Source organism: Amycolatopsis mongoliensis, from assembly GCF_030285665.1.
Taxonomy (GTDB): domain Bacteria; phylum Actinomycetota; class Actinomycetes; order Mycobacteriales; family Pseudonocardiaceae; genus Amycolatopsis; species Amycolatopsis mongoliensis.
In genome coordinates this window covers 9952272-9969541 of record NZ_CP127295.1, presented here as the reverse complement: position 1 = coordinate 9969541, position 17270 = coordinate 9952272, and the positions used below count along the sequence as shown (strand labels likewise).

General features: G+C 70.1%; 14 protein-coding genes and 1 pseudogene. 4 read left to right on the top strand and 11 right to left on the bottom strand.

The features are described from left to right. The first annotated feature begins 74 nt into the window (after positions 1-74). Positions 75-641: a TetR/AcrR family transcriptional regulator gene (locus QRX60_RS47715; protein ID WP_285998073.1), complete on the top strand. Its 567-nt coding sequence runs from the start codon at positions 75-77 to the stop codon at positions 639-641. Here the strand turns inward: QRX60_RS47715 and QRX60_RS47710 are convergent. The 6 genes and pseudogenes from QRX60_RS47710 to iolC form a co-directional block, all read right to left on the bottom strand. Further along, positions 638-997 (bottom strand): hypothetical protein, encoded by a 360-nt coding sequence (locus QRX60_RS47710; RefSeq protein WP_285998072.1) that lies wholly within the window; start codon positions 995-997, stop codon positions 638-640. The two genes, QRX60_RS47715 and QRX60_RS47710, sit on opposite strands and share 4 nt — an antisense overlap. Before the next feature lie 139 nt (positions 998-1136). Further along, positions 1137-2630 (bottom strand): CoA-acylating methylmalonate-semialdehyde dehydrogenase, encoded by a 1494-nt coding sequence (locus QRX60_RS47705; protein ID WP_285998071.1) that lies wholly within the window; start codon positions 2628-2630, stop codon positions 1137-1139. 7 nt (positions 2631-2637) lie between these two features. Continuing rightward, positions 2638-4506 carry a 3D-(3,5/4)-trihydroxycyclohexane-1,2-dione acylhydrolase (decyclizing) gene (gene iolD, locus QRX60_RS47700; RefSeq protein WP_285998070.1) on the bottom strand — a complete coding sequence of 623 codons (1869 nt, stop codon included), beginning with the start codon at positions 4504-4506 and terminating at the stop codon, positions 2638-2640. Then, positions 4503-5280, bottom strand: a pseudogene (gene iolB / locus QRX60_RS47695) (5-deoxy-glucuronate isomerase). The gene iolD and the pseudogene iolB overlap by 4 nt, the downstream one beginning before the upstream one ends. After that, positions 5277-6146, bottom strand: coding sequence for a Cgl0159 family (beta/alpha)8-fold protein (locus tag QRX60_RS47690; RefSeq protein ID WP_285998069.1), 870 nt, complete (start codon positions 6144-6146; stop codon positions 5277-5279). Before QRX60_RS47690 ends, iolB begins: the two are co-directional and overlap by 4 nt. Next, a complete protein-coding gene (gene iolC / locus QRX60_RS47685; RefSeq protein WP_285998068.1) occupies positions 6143-7090 on the bottom strand; it encodes a 5-dehydro-2-deoxygluconokinase in 948 nt (315 codons plus the stop codon). Before iolC ends, QRX60_RS47690 begins: the two co-directional genes overlap by 4 nt. Positions 7091-7214: 124 nt before the next feature. On the opposite strand from iolC, the gene QRX60_RS47680 reads away from it, so the two are divergent. Together QRX60_RS47680 and QRX60_RS47675 are read left to right on the top strand one after the other, a co-directional pair. Next, entirely contained in the window at positions 7215-8009 is a 795-nt protein-coding gene (locus QRX60_RS47680) for a GntR family transcriptional regulator (protein WP_285998067.1), read from the top strand. A gap of 123 nt (positions 8010-8132) precedes the next feature. Then, positions 8133-10496 (top strand): penicillin acylase family protein, encoded by a 2364-nt coding sequence (locus QRX60_RS47675; protein ID WP_285998066.1) that lies wholly within the window; start codon positions 8133-8135, stop codon positions 10494-10496. Between the two features lie 265 nt (positions 10497-10761). On the opposite strand, the gene QRX60_RS47670 is transcribed toward QRX60_RS47675, so the two are convergent. The 4 genes from QRX60_RS47670 to QRX60_RS47655 form a co-directional block, all read right to left on the bottom strand. Further along, positions 10762-11931 carry an acyl-CoA dehydrogenase family protein gene (locus QRX60_RS47670; RefSeq protein WP_286003845.1) on the bottom strand — a complete coding sequence of 390 codons (1170 nt, stop codon included), beginning with the start codon at positions 11929-11931 and terminating at the stop codon, positions 10762-10764. Positions 11932-12019: 88 nt separating this feature from the next. Then, positions 12020-13216 (bottom strand): CaiB/BaiF CoA transferase family protein, encoded by a 1197-nt coding sequence (locus tag QRX60_RS47665; RefSeq protein ID WP_285998065.1) that lies wholly within the window; start codon positions 13214-13216, stop codon positions 12020-12022. Positions 13217-13299: 83 nt separating this feature from the next. Then, on the bottom strand, positions 13300-13950 hold the full coding sequence (locus QRX60_RS47660; RefSeq protein ID WP_285998064.1) for a chorismate mutase: 651 nt from the start codon (positions 13948-13950) through the stop codon (positions 13300-13302). A 22-nt stretch (positions 13951-13972) separates the two neighbouring features. Then, complete coding sequence (locus tag QRX60_RS47655) at positions 13973-14383, bottom strand: hypothetical protein (RefSeq protein WP_285998063.1); 411 nt, start codon at positions 14381-14383, stop codon at positions 13973-13975. Positions 14384-14533: 150 nt separating this feature from the next. Here QRX60_RS47655 and QRX60_RS47650 point away from each other — a divergent pair, with 150 nt between their 5' ends. Beyond that, entirely contained in the window at positions 14534-15712 is a 1179-nt protein-coding gene (locus tag QRX60_RS47650) for an alpha-hydroxy-acid oxidizing protein (protein WP_285998062.1), read from the top strand. Positions 15713-15990: 278 nt separating this feature from the next. Here the strand turns inward: QRX60_RS47650 and QRX60_RS47645 are convergent, their stop codons facing one another. Beyond that, positions 15991-17244, bottom strand: a complete 1254-nt coding sequence (locus QRX60_RS47645) for a metal-dependent hydrolase family protein (protein WP_285998061.1) — start codon at positions 17242-17244, stop codon at positions 15991-15993. Positions 17245-17270 lie beyond the last annotated feature (26 nt).

Sequence of the window (17270 nt, the reverse complement as noted above, 5' to 3'; positions counted from 1 at the left end):
AACGAACCGGTCATGCTGGAGTTGCTCCAGGTCTGGGTTAGATTCGGCGGGACAGCACGAGGAGCGGGAGGACGATGACGACGGGATCGGTCAGCCCCCGGCGCGCGGACACCCGGCGCAACCACGAGCGCATCCTCGTCGTCGCCGCTGAGTCGCTGGCCAGGACGGGCGAAGTCTCGTTCAACGCGATCGCGAAGCAGGCCGAGGTCGGCGTCGGCACGGTGTACCGGCACTTCCCGACGCCGGAGGCGCTGATCCTGGCGGTGTACCAGCGCGAGGTCCGGCAGATCGTCGACATCGTGCCGGTGCTGCTGGACAGGCACCCCGCCGACGAGGCGTTCCGGGTGTGGGTGACCGACCACCTGGCCCACTACATGATGACCAAGAAGGGGCTGGCCGACGCCCTGCGCCGCGCGACGGCCTCCCGCGGCGAGCTGCCGGCGAACGCGTACGAGGCGATGGTCGGCGCGGTGTCGACGTTGCTGAAGGCCAACGAGGCAGCCGGGACCGTGCGGCCGGACCTCGACCCGCTGGTGGTGCTGCGCGGCCTGGCCGGGCTGCTGCTGCTCGACCCGAACGGCGAGTGGCGCCGTGACGCGGAGGCCCTTGCCGAACTGCTCTGGCACGGGATGGCCCGCTAGGCGTGGTCGTCGAGCCGGACGGTCACCGTGACGCGGCCCTTCTCGTCGCGGCGCGCCACCGCGTGGCCGGTGTGGGCGGCGTCGTCGAGCTCGAGGGTGAGCGGGCCGCCGTCGCCGGTGAAGTTGCGCCACCACGACTTCGCGTCGGGCAGCCGGACGCCGATGGTGACGACGTCACCCGCCCGCCGGTAGCCGACGGGGGTGCTGAACGTGCGGCCCGACCGCCGGCCCGTGTAGGTGACCTGGGTGAGGTGACGGCGGACCAGCGGTCCCCAGCGCGGTGACGTCCGCAGCGTGCCGACGCACGTGTTGAAGCGGTCGACGGCGTTCTTCGGGAGCGGGCCTCGATACCCCACGGCGGCCTCCTTCGTCGGTGCCGCCACCCACCGTACCGGAAACCGGAGATGGGTGTTCCGGTTACCGCGCCGGGCGTCCGCCGGGGGACGAGCCGCCGTGCGCGGAGCGTCCGCTTCGAACGCTCCGCGCGCCGCCGGTTCAGCTGGAGGTGGGGAAGGTGAACGCCGCGGCCGAGGTGCTCGTGTGCGGCCAGCGCGTCGTGACCACCTTGGCTCGGGTGTAGAAGCGGACGCCGGCGGGCCCGTGGATGGGACTGTCGCCGATCAGCGAGTCCTTCCAGCCGCCGAAGGAGTAGTAGGCCATCGGGACCGGGATCGGCACGTTGACCCCGATCATGCCGACCTTCACCTCGCGCTGGAACTTCCGCGCCGCCTCGCCGCTGCCGGTGAAGATCGCGGTGCCGTTGCCGTAGGGGTTGGCGTTGATGATCGCGATCGCCTCGTCCACCGTCTCCGCGCGGACCACCGCCAGTACCGGCCCGAAGATCTCTTCCCGGTAGGCAGTCATGTCCGTGGTGACGTGGTCGAGCAGGGACGGCCCGACGAAGAAGCCTTCCTCGTGGCCGTCGACCGTCAGTCCGCGGCCGTCGACCACCACCGTGGCGCCCTGCTCCGCGCCCTGCGCGACGGCGTTCACCACGCGCTCGCGGGCGGCCTCGGTGACGACCGGCCCCATGTCGCTGGCCGGGTCGCCGCCGGGGCCGACCTTGACCTCGCGAGCCTTGCGTTCGAGGATCCCGACCAGCTTGTCTCCGGCCGCCCCGACGGCCACACCGACGGAGATGGCCATGCAGCGTTGCCCGGCCGACCCGAACGCGGCGGCGGTCAGGTGGTTCGCGGCGTACTCCAGGTCGGCATCCGGCAGGACGACCGCGTGGTTCTTCGCCCCGCCGAGGGCCTGGACGCGTTTGCCGGTGGCGGTCGCGCGCTCGTGGACGTACTTGGCGATCGGGGTGGACCCGACGAAGGAGACCGCGGCGATGTCCGGGTGGTCGAGGATCGCGTCGACCGCGACCTTGTCGCCGTGCACGACGGTGAACACACCCTCGGGCAGCCCGGCCTCGGCGTAGAGCTGCGCGACGAAGTTCGACGCCGACGGGTCGCGCTCGCTCGGCTTGAGGATGAAGGTGTTGCCGGTGGCGATGGCGACCGGGTGCATCCACAGCGGGACCATGATGGGGAAGTTGAACGGCGTGATCCCGGCGACCACGCCGAGGGGCTGGTGGAAGTCGTGGACGTCGACGTCGCGGGAGACCTGGTCGGAGAAGCTGCCCTTGAGCGCGTCGGCGATGCCGCAGGCGTATTCGACGACTTCGCGGCCGCGCACGATCTCGCCGCGGGCGTCGTCGACGACCTTGCCGTGTTCGCGGGAGATGATCCGGGCGAGCTCGTCCTCGTGCTTCACCAGCAGCTCGCGGAAAGCGAACATCACCCGGGTCCGCTGGGACAGCGAGGAGTCGCCCCACGACTCGAAGGCCTTGCTCGCGGCCGCGACCGCGGTGTCCACATCGGATGCCTCGGCCAGCAGGACCGAGGCCTGCTGTTTCCCGGTGGCGGGGTCGAAGACCGGCGCGGTGCGGGTCGAGCCCGCGGACGTGGCGGTGCCGTTGATCCAGTGTTCGATGGTGTTCACGGTGCTCCTACAGGTAGTGGCGCTGGGCCTGCTTGGTCGCGGCGTAGGTCTCGTGGGCCTTCCGCGTGGATTCGAGTTCGGAGACCTCGCTGACCGGCACGTCCCACCACGCGGATCCCGGCGGGTTGGGGCCGTGCAGGTCGGTCTCGACGTGCACGACGGTCGTCGTGGGGTTCGCCTTGGCCCGTGCGATCGCGTCCGTGAACTCGTCCACTGTGGACGCGCGCAGGACGGTCGCGCCGAGGCTGGCCGCGTTCGCCGCGAGGTCGACCGGCAGGACGCCGCCCTCGAGCAGGCCCGAGTCGTCGCTGCGGTACCGGTACGACGTGCCGAAGCGTTGCGAGCCCAGTGATTCCGACAACGCGCCGATCGAGGTGAACCCGTGGTTCTGCACGAGCACTATGATCACCTTGAGGCCTTCGGGGACCATGGTGACGATTTCCTGGGCCATCACGAGATACGAGCCGTCGCCGACGAGCACGACGACCTCGCGGTCCGGTGCGGCCATCTTCGCGCCCACCCCGGCGGCGACCTCGTAGCCCATGCACGAGTAGGCGTACTCGACGTGGTAAGCCTTCGGATCCCGGGCCCGCCACAGCATCTGCAGGTCCCCGGGCATCGACCCGGCCGCGTTGATCACGACGTCCCGGTCGCCGAGCGCCCGGTTCAGCGCGCCGAGGATCTCGCTCTGGGCGGGCAGCGGGCCGTGGCCGAGGCTGAAGCAGGCGTCGGCCTTGCGGTTCCAGTCGTCGGCCAGCACGCGGGTCCGCGCACGGTAGGCCTCGTCGACCTGCCAGCCGGCCAGCGTGCCGTGCAGGGCTTCGATGCCGCGTTTCGCGTCCGCGAGGACGATGTCCGCGGAGTGCTTCGCGGCGTCGAGGCGCGCGACGTTGAGGTTCACGAACCGCACCGCCGGGTTGCCGAAGACGGTGTGCGAGGCCGTGGTGAAGTCGCTGTAGCGGGTCCCGATGCCGAGGACGACGTCCGCTTCGGCGGCCAGGGCGTTGGCCGCCGACGTGCCGGTGGAACCGAGGCCGCCCACCGCGCACGGGTGGTCCCACGGCACCGCGCCCTTGCCGGCGTGGGTGTCGGCGACCGGGATCCCGGTCGCCTCGGCGAAGGCCCGCAGCTCCTGTTCGGCCTCGGAGTAGACGACCCCGCCGCCGGCGACGATCAGCGGCGCCTTCGCGGACCGCAGCGCGTCGACCGCCCGCGCCAGCGCGTCGGGCTCGGGCACGGGACGGCCGACGTGCCAGACGCGGCGCCGGAAGAACTCCTCCGGCCAGTCGTGGGCCTCGGCCTGGACGTCCTGCGGCAGGCACAGGGTCACCGCGCCGGTCTCGACCGGGTCGGTGAGCACGCGCATCGCGGCGAGGGCGGCCGGGATCAGCTGCTCGGGCCGGGTGACGCGGTCGAAGTACTTCGAGACCGGGCGGAACGCGTCGTTGACCGTGACGTCGCCGCCGCGGGTGTCTTCGAGCTGCTGGAGCACCGGGTCCGGCGAGCGGGTCGCGAACATGTCGCTCGGCAGCAGCAGCACGAGCAGCCGGTTCGTGGTCGCCAGCGCGGCGCCGGTGATCATGTTCGTCGAGCCGCGGCCGGTCGAGGCGGTGCAGGCGAAGGCCTGCAGGCGATTGCGCATCTTCGCGAACGCCGTGGCCGCGTGCACCTGGCCCTGTTCGTTGCGCGCCAGGTAGTACGGCAGATCCGCTTCGCCGGTTCGGGCGGCCTGCAGCAGCGCCTGCCCGATCCCGGCGACGTTGCCGTGCCCGAAGATCCCCCACACGCCGGGGATCAGCCGTTGCTCGACGCCGTCCCGCTCCGAGTACTGGTTCGCGAGGAACCGCACCAGGGCCTGCGCGGTGGTCAGTCTCATTTCCGTTCTCCGAACGGCAGGCGGGGGTCGACGTCCTGGGACGCCCAGGTCTGGCGCACCCAGCCGTGCGCGGGGTCGTCGCAGATCAGCCAGGCCCGCTCCGGGCCGGGGCCGTGCGGGATCAGCACGACGTCCCTCGAGCGCACCTCGGCGAGCACGTCGATCGGCTGCTCGTCGGTGCCGTAGACCCGCTGGTAACCCATGCCGCCGCGCGCGACCTCGAAGTAGTAGATCTCTTCGAGTTCGCTCTCGCCTTCGCGGGCCTCGTCGTGCTTGTGCGGCGGGTAGGACGACCAGTTCCCGCCCGGCGTCAGCACTTTGCAGACCAGCAGCTGGTCGGCGTCGAACGTGTGCGGCAGGCAGTAGTTGTTCACCTGCCGACTGCAGGTGCCCCGCGCCGCGCAGCTCGACGGGAACGTCCTTCGCCGGTCCGTACCGCGCGGGCAGGCGCTTCGCCGTCTTGGCCGACGGCAGCGCGAACCGCCCGGCACCGGTGATCGTCGCTTCGGCATCCCTGGGCAGGTAGGCGAAATCCGTGACGGCGTCGAACACGCCGGTGCGCCCGGCGAGCTCGAACGTCTCGCCGTCGACCGCTACGGTGCAGCCGCCCGACAGCGGCAGCACGAGCGTTTCGGCGTCGCCGGTCGTGACGGTCTGCGTGCCGTCCAGCTCGAGGACGCGCAGGCCGGAGCAGCCCCAGCCCGCGGACTCCGGCGTGACGACCAGGTCGAACGGTCCTTCGGCGGTGCTGCCCGCCTCACGGTGGAGTTTCACAGCAGCCCCACCGCGGTGTCGACGGCCTTGGCGACGTCCCCGTCGTGCGGGTACAGCAGCGAACGCCCGACGACCAGGCCCTGCACCGTCGGCTGGGTGAGCGCCCGCTGCCAAGCGGCGAAGGCCGCGTCCGGGTCCTTGACCTCGCCGCCGAGCAGGACGGCCGGCAGGGTCGAGGAGGCGAGCACGCGCTCCATGTCGTCCACCACGGGGAGCTTGAGCCAGGTGTAGGCCGACGACCGGCCGAGCCCGGCGGCGATCGTGATCGACTTGATGACGGCGTCGGGGGAGAGGTCGTTCTTGATCCGGCCGTCGGCCCAGACCGACAGGAACGGCTCGACCATCGCGATCAGCTTGCGGTCGGCCAGCTCGTTGACCGCCTTCGCGGTGTTCTCCAGGACGCTCGGCGTGGCCGGGTCGCCGAGGCAGATCCGGGTGAGCGTCTTGCCGCCGTCGAACCGCATCCGTTCGATCGCTTCGGCGTCGTAGCAGGCGAAGCGATCGTCGATCTCGAAGCTCGACCCAGCCAGCCCGGTCCGGTTCATGGATCCGAGCACGGTCTTGCCGTCCAGCACGCCGAGCAGCAGCAGGTCGTCGATCACGTCCGCGGTCGCCAGCACCCCGGTGACCCCCGGCCGCTCCAGCGCGAGGCACAGCCGCTCCAGCAACCGGCCCCGGTCGGCCATCGCCGAGGGGTTGCCACCGACCGCGTTGGCGCCACGGGCGGGGTGGTCGGCGGCGATGATCATCGTCCGGCCCTTGTCGTTGAACGGCGACTTGGCCCGCACCCGGTTCGCGGCCGCCTCGGCGATCGCTTCCGGGTCGTGCACCCGTTTCGCGACGAGACGCCGCAGCATGTCGGTCACCGTTGCTCTCCCAGCCTGCGCAGGACTTGGTCTTCGGTCGGCATGGCGTCCGAGCACGCGAGCTCGCCGGCGACGTGGGCCCCGGCGGCGTTCGCGAACCGCATGATCCGTTCCGTGTCCCAGCCGGCCAGTAGTCCGTGGCACAGCGCGCCGCCGAACGCGTCGCCGGCGCCGAGGCCGTTGACGACCTCGACCGGGACAGGGGGCACCTCGACCGCACCGGAGTCGTCGACCGCCAGCACACCCTTCGGCCCCTGCTTGACGACGGCGAGCGAAACTCCCCTGTCCCGCAGGGCTTTCGCGGCCCCACGGGGCTCGCGGGTGGCCACCGCGGTGTCGCACTCGTCGAGGTTGCCGACGGCGACGGTCACGTGGTCGAGCGCCTTGCCCACCCATGCGCGCGCCTGTTCGCGGGAGTCCCAGAACATCGGCCGGTAGTCGAGGTCGAGCACGGTGATCCCGGTGTGTCCGCGGGCTTCCAGCGCCGCGAGGGTGGCCGAGCGGCTTGGCTCCTGGGAGAGGCCGGTGACGGTGACCCAGAAGATCTCCGCCGCGCGGATCGCGTCGAAGTCCAGGTCTTCGGGGGCGAGGTCCAGGTCGGGTGCCTTCGGGAAGCGGTAGAAGTAGAGCGGGAAGTCGTCCGGCGGGAAGATCTCGCAGAACGTCACCGGCGTCGGCAGGTGTTCCGACGTGCCGACGTAGCGGTCGTCTACGCCGTAACCGGTGAGCGCACGGTGGATGAACCGCCCGAACGGGTCGGCTCCGGTCTTGGTGACGACCGCGCTGCGCCGGCCGTACCGGGCCGCCGCGACGGCCACGTTCGTCGCGCTGCCGCCGAGGTACTTGCCGAACGAGGTGACGTCCTCGAGCCCGACGCCGGTCTGCAGAGGGTAGATGTCCACCCCGACCCGGCCCATCGTCACGAGGTCGAACCGTGGGGCCATCGGTGTCCTCCCGGAGAGCTTCGGCTGGTCCGGAACCGAGATTGCCAGCGGCTGGAGACTTTGTCAAGACATATGGACATCAGGTCATCCCTACTGCGCTCCGGATGGCGGTAGGCTTCCGGTGATGAGCACCCCTCCGCCGTCGTCCCGCGTGGACGTCACGCACCCGGCCTGGGACCCCGGCCGGGAGATCGTGCTGGACCCCGGCAGCCCGGAGCCGCTGTACCACCAGGTCTCGCAGCAGCTCCACGCCGCGATCGAGGACGGCCGCCTGCCGGCGGGTGCCCGGCTGGGCAACGAGGTCGACCTGGCGGCGAGCCTGCGGCTGTCGCGCCCCACCGTCCGCCAGGCGATCCAGACGCTGGTCAACCAGGGGCTGCTCGTGCGGCGGCGCGGCGTCGGCACGCAGGTGGTCCGGACCAAGGTGGCGCGGCCGCTGCGGCTGAGCAGCCTGTTCGACGACCTCACCGGCCTCGGCGGCAAGCCGGAGTCGGTGGTGCTGGCCAACAGCGTGGAGCCGGCCGACGCCGAGGTGGCCGAGCTGCTGGAGGCCCCGGGCCTGACGCACGTGCGGCGGCTGAAGCGCATCCGCTCGACCGACGGCGAGCCGCTCGCGCTGATGAACAACTACCTGCCCGACGGCGTCATCGACCCGACGGACGAAGAACTGCGCGACAAGGGCCTCTACCAGCTGCTGCGCTCGGCGGGCATCCGCCTGCACGCGGCGGAGCAGAACATCGGCGCCCGGCTGGCGACCGAAGAGGACGCGGAGCTGCTGCACGAGAAGCCGGGAGCGGCCCTGCTGACCATGCAGCGCACGACGTACGACGACACGGGCCGCGTGGTCGAGTACGGCTGGCACGTCTACCGAGCGTCCCGCTACGCGTTCAACCTCTCACTGACCAACGGTCCCCAGTAGGTCTTGTCCAGAGGGCTTCGACAGCCCACTTCCCGAACCCCTAAAGGGCTCGTGGACTCGTGCCGGCGGCGGGTAGTAATCGAACGGTAAACCCGTTCCCCCGCCCCGGACGAGGAGATCACCATGGCCACACGTCGGCCGGCCATCCGTGCCCTGCTCGTCGCCTTGGTCGTGCTCCTCCTGGCGCCGGTTCCGGGCGTGCAGGCGGCGACCGGCCCGAGGTACGCGGTGGCCGGCCTGCACCGGCCGGCCGAGCTGCTGGTCGACAAGTGGGGAGTGCCGCACATCTACGCGGCCGACACGAGCGATCTCTTCTTCGCCCAGGGCTTCAACATCGCCCGTGACCGGCTGTTCCAGATCGACACCTGGCGCCGCCGCGGCCTCGGCACGCTCAGCGAGGTGCTCGGTCCGTCCTATGTGGAGCAGGATCGGGCCGCCCGGCTGTTCCTCTACCGCGGCGACATGGACGCCGAGTGGGCGTCCTACGGTCCGGAGGGCAGGCTGGCCGCCACCCGGTTCGCCGAGGGCATCAACTCCTACGTCGACTGGCTGGGCCGCAACCCCTCCGCGCTCCCGCCGGAGTTCGCCAAGCTCGGCTACCAGCCCGCCCGCTGGCGCCCGCAGGACGTGGTGCGGATCCGCACGCACGCCATCGGGGAAAACCTGATGTGGGAGGTCGCCCGCGCGAAGCTGTTCTGCCTGGCCGGTCCCGACGCGAGTCGCTACCTGCGCTCCCTCCACCCGGACCACGAAGCGGCGGTGCCCGCCGGGCTCGACCCGTGCTCGGTGCCGGACGACGTGCTCAAGGTGTACGACCTCGCGACCGCTGCGGTGAACTTCACCGGCAGCGGTTTCCAGACCAAGGACATCGCCGACGCGACCTCCGGCAGCAACGCCTGGGCGATCGGGCCGGACCGGACCGCGTCGGGCCGCCCGATCCTGGCCAACGACCCGCACCGCGGCGCGGACGCCCTGCCGTCGGGCCGGTACGTCGCGCAGTTGTCGGCTCCCGGGCTGAACCTCGCCGGCGCGGGCGAGCCGTGGAACCCGGGGATCGCCATCGGGCACAACGAGAACATCGCGTTCGGCCTGACCAACCTGCCGATCGACCAGACCGACCTCTACGTCTACGAACTCGACCCGAACGACCACACCCGCTACCGCCACGGCGCCGGCTGGGAGCGGATGACCACGGTCACGGAGTCCATTCCGGTGCGCGGCGGCACGCCGGTCACCCGGGACCTGTCCTTCACCCGGCACGGCCCGGTCGTCAAGGTCGACGAGGCGGCGCACCGGGCGTTCGCGGTCCGCACGGCGTGGACGCAGCCGGGCGCCTCGGCGTACCTGGGCAGCCTGAACTATCAGCGGGCCACGAACTTCGGAGAGTTCACCGCGGGCATGCGGAATTGGGGCACGCCCGGTTCGAACCTGGCCTACGCCGACGTGCGGGGAAACATCGGCTACGTCCCGGCGGGGCTGACGCCGCGCCGCACCGGCGCCGGCTACGACGGCCTGCTGCCCGTCCCCGGTGACGGGCGCTACGACTGGAACGGCTTCCACGCGAACAGCGAGCTGCCGGGGCAGTACAACCCGGCGTCGGGGTTCTTCGCCTCGGCCAACGACTTCAACATCCCGCCGGGCTATCCGGTGGTGTCCAACTACGAATGGCAGCTGCCCTACCGCAAGCAGCGCATCGACGAGCTGATCGAGTCCCACCCGGGCGCGACCGTCGCCGATTCGCTCGCGCTGCAGAAGGACGAGAAGTCGCTGGTGGCCACCCAGTTCCTCGAGTTCGTGCGAGGCCTGTCCTCAACGGACCCGGACACCGCGAAGGCGCTGGAGCTGCTTCGCGGCTACGACGGCGTCGCGTCGGTGGATTCGCCGGGGGCCGCGCTGTTCGAGACGTGGATCATGAAGTACCTCCACTACGCATGGGCGCACGCGGTGCTGCCGCAGGCCGCGGCGGACGCGCTGGTGCGCACCATCAATCCCGACTTCAGCCTGGTCATCGCCTCCTTCACGGATCCCACGGGATGGCTCGGCCCGGACGGCGCGGCGGTGCGCGACAAGCTGATCCTGGACACGCTGCCCGTGGCGTTCCGCGACGTCGCCGGCAAGCTCGGCACCGACACGTCGACGTGGCACTGGGGATCGCTGCACCACCAGGATTTCGTGCACCCGCTGGGCGGCCCGAACGTCGGCCCGACCCCGGTCGGCGGTTCGTACCACACGATCCACCCGTCGTTCTTCCATCCGCTGACCTACCAGCAGATCATCGGGGCGACGTTCAAGATGGCCCTGGACGTAGGCAACTGGAACGGCTCGGCGGCGATCAACGCGCCCGGGCAGTCGGGAGACCCGCGCAGCCCGCACTACAGCGACCTGAACACGCTCTGGGCCTCGGGCGGGTCGTTCCCTCTGCTGTACAGCCGCAGCGAGGTGGAACGGAACCTGGACGTCCGGATCCGGCTGGTGCCGGCTGGGTGACGAGGTTCTGCTGGGGGCGCCTGAGGGGATTGGCGGTGAGGTTCTGCGGGTGCCCCCGGTGAGATTCCGGCAGCTATCACGCCAATCGCCTTGCCCGAGGGACTCCTGATCCGAGCCGACGCGCTGCTGGCGAGGGAGCGCCGGACGCGGCGGAGCGGGCGGTGAGCGGGGTGCGCAGGTTCGAGTCTTCGGCAGGGCGCCACTCAGCCGGTCCCGGGCCGGGTCGGCAATGGCTCGCGCCGTCGCCGACCTCGGTCCCGAGGACTTACACGAAGGCGCTTTGGCCGGTGATGGCCTTACCGACGATGAGAGTGTTCATCTCGCGGGTTCCTTCGAAGGAGTAGATCGCCTCGGCGTCGGCGAAGAAGCGGGCGATGTCGTAGTCGAGCACGATTCCGTTGCCGCCGAAGATCTCGCGGCTCCAGGCGACGACCTCCCGCATCCGGGAGGTGACGAATGCCTTGGCGAGTGCGGAGTGTTCTTCTTTGAAGATCCCGGCGTCCTGCCGGCGGGCGAGCTGCACGAGCATCCCCCAGGATGCGGTGATGTTGCCGAGGCTCTTCACGAGCAGGTCCTGCACCAGCTGGAAGCGGGCGATCGGGCGGCCGAACTGCTTGCGTTCCTTCGCGTAGCCGAGTGCCAGTTCGTAGGCACCGATCATCAGCCCCAATGCTTGCCACGCGACGCCGGAGCGGGTGGCGCGCAGGATGTTCGCGACATCACGGAAGGAGTTGACGCCCTGCAGGCGGTTCGCCTCCGGCACGCGCACGCCGGCGAGGGTGATCTCGGCGTTCTCGACGATGCGGAACGCGATCTTGTTCTCGATCTTCACCGGCGAGAAGCCAGGGGTGCCTTTCTCGACGACAAAACCCCGGACATTGTTGTCCTCGACGTCGCGAGCCCACACGACGACGTAGTCGGCGAAGGTGGCATTGCCGATCCAGCGCTTGGCGCCGTTGAGAACCCAGCTCTCGCCGTCGCGCTTCGCGGTGGTGCGCATGCCTGCGGCCACGTCGGAGCCGCCGAGGGGCTCGGTCATGGCGAACGCGCCGATCTTGTCCATCGTGGCCATCTCCGGCAGCCAGCGGTCACGCTGCTCCTGACTGCCTCCGGCGTAGATCGAGTACATCGCGAGTCCGTTGTGGACACCGAAGAAAGTGGCCACCGACGCGTCGATGCGTGTCATCTCCATGGCCAGCATGCCGGTGAGCAGGCTGCTGGTTCGGGGGCGGTGTTCGCCGTAACCCTCGTAGGGCAGCCCGCCGAGGCCGATGTTCCGGAACTTCGGCAGCAGCTCTTGGGGGAAGGTGCCGGCAGCCCAGTTCTCGTTCACCAGCGGCTCGACCTCGTCACGCAGGAAGGCGCGCGCCTTCAGCAGGATCTTGTGCTCCTTCTCCGGCAGCAGCGCTTCGTAGCCGTAGAAGTCGGCGGCCAGTGCGTCTTCTGTGACGATTGGTTGGTTCACGATCTGTTCTCCTCGTAGTGGACGTTCTTCACGTCGCCGACTCGATGGCCGCGATCAGCTATTGCCGCTGCTCGTCGGTGGGCCCGTGACTCAGGTGGTCCGCTAGCTCGGCGAGAACCGACCGGGTGTCGGCGCCAGGCCGTGGGGCGAGCCGGCGGATCGACGCGGGTGTGGCGGAGAAGCGCACGGGGATGCCGACGGTGCGGATGGTGCCTTCGGTGGGATGTTCGACGGTGTCGAGCAGGTGCCCCTCGCGGATGTAGGCGTCCTCGTGGGCGTGGTCCAGTTCGAGCACTGGGGCCATCGGGATGCTGTGCTTCGCGCACACCTCGGCCCAATCGCCGGTAGTCAGCGCGGGGGCGCAGGTGTGCAGGCACTCGCTCAGGTACGGAAGGTCGGCGGTGTCCAGCATGTCCCCGTTCACCCGGGGATCCCGCGCCAGGTCCGGGCGGCCGGCCGCGGTGAAGAAGTCCCGGAAGTTCCGCGGGCTGTACGGGATCACACAGGCGAAGCCGTCCTTCGTTCGCGCGGGCCGGTGGTTCGCGCCCATGGACACCGGCAGACCGGTCCGGCCGGTCGGCGGCTCGAACACGTGACCCTCGAGGTGCTCCACGAGGTTGAACGCGATCAGCGTGTCCACCATCGGGATCTCGACCAGCTGGCCTTCGCCGGTCTTGTCCCGGTACAGCAGTGCGGCGAGCACGCTGTAGGCGATGGTCAGCGACGACACCTTGTCGCCCAGGATCGTGGGCAGGTACACCGGCGTGCCGATCGCGCGGTGCGCGAGGTCGACCAGCCCGGACGCAGCCTGGACCGTCTCGTCATAGGCGGGCTTGCCGGCGCGGTCGGAGTCGCTGCGCCAGCCTTGCGCGTGGGCGTAGACCAGGCGCGGGTTGCGTCGCGCGATGGCCGCGTGGTCCATTCCGAGCCGCGCGAGCGCGTCAGGGCGCACGTTGGTGATCAGCACATCGGCTGTGTCGATCAACGTCAGTGCCTGTTCATTTTGGCCGGCGTCCTTCAGGTTCAGGGCGACGCTGCGCTTGTTGCGGTTGACGTTCAGATTGAGCGGGCTCATGCCCGGCGTGGTGCGGTACTGGCCCACCCGCGCGGTGTCGGCGAGGGACTCGATCTTGATCACGTCGGCACCGAGGTCGCCGAGGATCTGTGCGGCGTACGGGCCCATCACCACGGTCGAGAAGTCGATCACCCGCACCCCGGCCAACGGTCCGTTGGCGGTCTTCACTTCGTTCGTCATGGCATTCCCTTCGGGTGGAAGTCGTGTACGGGGCTCCGGCGATCGTGACCAGTGCGGCGCGGACGAGACCCGCGCGACGGCACTCAGGCGCTTCGACAGACCGATTGCAGGGCGATCGACAGGGCGTGCCGGTGCAGGCCGTCGAGGTGGTCGAGTGCCCCCGCGGTGACTCGTGCGACGGCCAGGTCGGCTCGGCAGGTGCCGTCGGCTCGCCGGACCGTTTCGGTGTCGGCCAGCTGGTTCAGGATCTCGGCCGTGAGCTGGTCGAGCCGGGTGCGGATCCGGCCGAGGTCGGGTTTCGTGGTGGGCGCAAGACCGGGGTGTGCCGTCCACCGCGTGAACAGCCCTCGCTGCACGACCTTGCTCGCCGTGATCTGGTCCTGGAACAACGCCACGGTCGCGTCGGGATCGATGCCCAGCGCGACCGCCTGCTGCCGGACCTGCGTCAGCTCCTGCTGTTCACGAGCCGGGTCGTCGATCGGCTGCGGGGTGCCGAACTTCGCGGTCGCCACCTGGTCGCTGACCAGCAACCGCCGGACGGCGAGGTCCACGAGGGGGCCCGGTGGCCCGGGGGCGGTCGGGAGACTACTGCCGCTGCCCGCGGCGGAGCCGGGACGGGAGGGCGGTTCCGCCGCGGAAGCGGCAGCGGTGGTCACGCCGCTGCCCGCCATGCTGGAGAACGCGACTGCCGCCAAGACGAGCGGCAGTCCCTTGGTGATGACTTCGACATGCATGCGGTTCCTCTTTCCCGTGCGGTCACTTACCCGGTCCGCGGACGGCGCGGTGTGCCAATCGAGGGCCTGCGACGGCCACGACCACGGCGAGACCGATGGCGACGATCAGGTTTGCGCGAGAAGTCCACTGGGCGAGCAGCCAGTCGGCGCCGACGGCCACGGCGAGCAGGGCGAGCTTGGCGCCGATGATCCAGCCGTGGCGGATGTGCGGCCGTTCGTTGCCGTGGTAGCGCCGACGAGCCAGCAATTCCAGCGCGACCAGTACCACGATCATGAGCACGAGCATGCGCAGCGCGTGTTCCCACAGTGGCCGGCTGCCGTTGACGTACCAAAGAACGCCGAGGAGCAAGCCGAGTGCCAGGAAGCGCGAACGCGTCTTCGTGGTCGTGTCGGAAGTATCGGGTCGCGCGGTGGTCCTGCCGGGGTTGGTCATCGCTTCTCCGCCTTCTCGTCGTTTGCCGGTCGCAGTACGGCAGGACCGACGCTACTCAGATAGCAAGTACTATGTCAATTGGATACACTGGTTGCATATCAACCGCTATCTGATTAGGGTTTCGTTGAGTGATCAGAAAAGGGGTCCGCCGTGAACGCTCCGCGACCACCGGCCTTCGGTGACTTCCAGAACGAGATCTACTTCGGCGGCCTGGCCGGGCGGCTGCCCCCGATGCCGATGGCGTACGCCGAGCTCGAACGTCGCGCGGCGGAAGCGCTGCCGCCGTCGGTGGTGTCCTATGTGGCCGGCGGGGCCGGTGACGAGACCACGCAGCGGGCCAACGTCGAGGCGTTCGGCAAGTGGGGCCTGATGTCGCGGATGTTCGTCGGTGCGAAGCAGCGTGATCTGTCGGTGGAGTTGTTCGGGACGCGATGGCCCTCTCCGTTGTTCATGGCACCGGTGGGCGTGGCCGGCATCTGCACCCAGGACGGCCACGGCGACGTCGCCGCCGCACGCGCGGCCGCGCGGACCGGTGTCCCCATGGTCGCCTCGACGCTGATGGCCGACCCTCTCGAACGGGTCGTGCCCGAGCTGGGTGACACGCCCGGCTTCTTCCAGCTCTACACCCCCACTGACCGCGACCTGGCCGCTTCGCTGGTCGGGCGCGCCGAAGCGGCGGGCTTCCACGGGATCGTCGTCACGCTCGACACGTGGATCACCGGCTGGCGGCCCCGTGACCTGTCCACGGCCAACTTCCCTCAGCTGCGCGGTCATTGCCTCGCGAACTACTTCTCCGACCCGGTCTTCCGCGCCCGGCTGGGCAAGGCGCCGGAAGAGGACCCGATGGCGGCGATCGGCCTGTGGGCGCAGGTGTTCGGCAACCCCCTCACCTGGAACGACCTCCCGTGGCTGCGCTCGCTGACGAAGCTGCCGCTGCTGGTGAAGGGCATCCAGCATCCCGACGACGCCCGCCGCGCGATCGACGGTGGGGTCGACGGCATCTATTGCTCCAACCACGGCGGCCGGCAGGCCAACGGGGGCCTGCCGGCCCTTGACTGTCTCGCCGAAGTCGTCGACGCCGCCGGTCCTGTCCCGGTCTTCTTCGATTCGGGAATCCGCTCCGGCGCCGACATCGTCAAGGCACTGGCTCTCGGCGCGTCCGCGGTCGGCGTCGGGCGGCCGTACACGTGGGGACTGGCTCTGGGCGGCGCCGACGGCGTGGTCCACGTCCTGCGCGCCCTCCTGGCCGAGGCGGACCTCGTCATGGCCGTCGACGGCTACCCCACGATCGCCGACCTCACCCGCGAGACCCTCCGCCGCCTGCGCTGAGCACCCGAAAGGCTCCTCCGTGGCTACATCGCCGAGATCCTCGCGGTGCTTCCCGAACGCATCACGCTGCAGGACCTCCCGTTAGTGCGCAGTCTCCGCGCCAAGCGTGCCGTGCCGTTCGAGGAGGCGTTCGCCGGTAGTGACATCGTGCACCGCGAAGTCACCATCACGGGACGGGAGGTGGCGGGCGGTCGGCCCGACGACATGAATGACTCATTCATGTCGTCGGACGAGGTGAATGACTCATTCCTTACATCTCGCCGGCCGGATCTGTGGCGTCAGTGCGCGGATTCCGGATGCTTGACCACGCGCCCCTCCTGCACGACGAGTGTGATGTTGGCCGGGTCCCGGAGAAGGGTGATGTCCGCCAGGGGATCTCCCGCGACGACGACCAGGTCGGCCAGCTTGCCGGGTTCGACCGTGCCGATGCGGTCTCCCAGGCTGCACACCTCGGCCGCGGTCCTGGTCCCGGCGACGATCGCGTCCATGGCGGACAGACCTGCCTGGACGAGCAGTGACAGTTCGCTCAGGTTCTGGCCGTGGCGGATCCCCAGCCCGGCGTCGGTGCCGGTCGCGATCCGCACGCCCGCGCCGATGGCCGTCGGAAGGGCCTTTTCGGTGGCCTCGCGCCACCGGCCCGCCTTCGCGTGGGCGTGATGACCCATGACGGCAGGGTCACCGGTCTGCTCCATCACCGCCAGAGTGGGCACCAGGAAGGTGCCCTGGCGGGCCATCCGATCGGCCAGCCCGGGTGTGAGCCCGTTGCCGTGCTCGATGCTGTGCACACCCGCCTCGACGGCGAGGGCGATCCCTTCCGTCCCGATCGCGTGGGCGGCGACGGTCCGGCCCCGGCCCTGCGCGGCTTCGACCGCGGCACGCAGCTCTTCGAGCGTGAGCCCGATGTCGTCGGGAGTGTCGGCAGGAGTGCTGATTCCGCCGCTGGCGGCGACCTTGATCACCTGAGCGCCGTCCCGGATCAGCTCGCGCACTGCCTTGGTGACTTCGGTGGGACCGTCGGCCACGGCCAGCCGCAGGTCGAGCACGCGGAACAGCTCGGCCTGGTCGATGGCGTGCGGGAGGGGGAAGTCGCCGTGCCCGCCGGTCCCGCTCAGCATCGCGATCGCGTTGAGCAGGCGTGGTGCGGGAGTGGCGCCGGTGGTGGCCATCTTCGCCAGGCTCGGCCCGAGGAAGCCGAGGTCTCGAACGGTGGTGACGCCTGCTTCGAGGGTGGCTCGCATCGCCGCGGCGATCTTCAGCACGCGGACCGGTGGCGGTTCGATCAACAGCATCGCGGCGTTGAGGCCGCCACCCGGAAGCCCCAAGTGGACGTGGGTGTCGATGAACCCCGGCAGCAGGGTGCCGGGCATGGTGATGTGGCGGCAGTTCTCCGGAAGAGCCGGTACCTCGGTCAGCGGGCCGGCCCAGGTGATGGTGCCGTCCGTGCCGGCCAGGACGCCGGCGTCCTGAACAGGCGGACCCCCGAGCCCGTCGACGAGCTGGAGGGCCGACACCAGGAGTGGTTGATCGGGCATGTGCGATCCGTTTCGTCGGTTCGGAT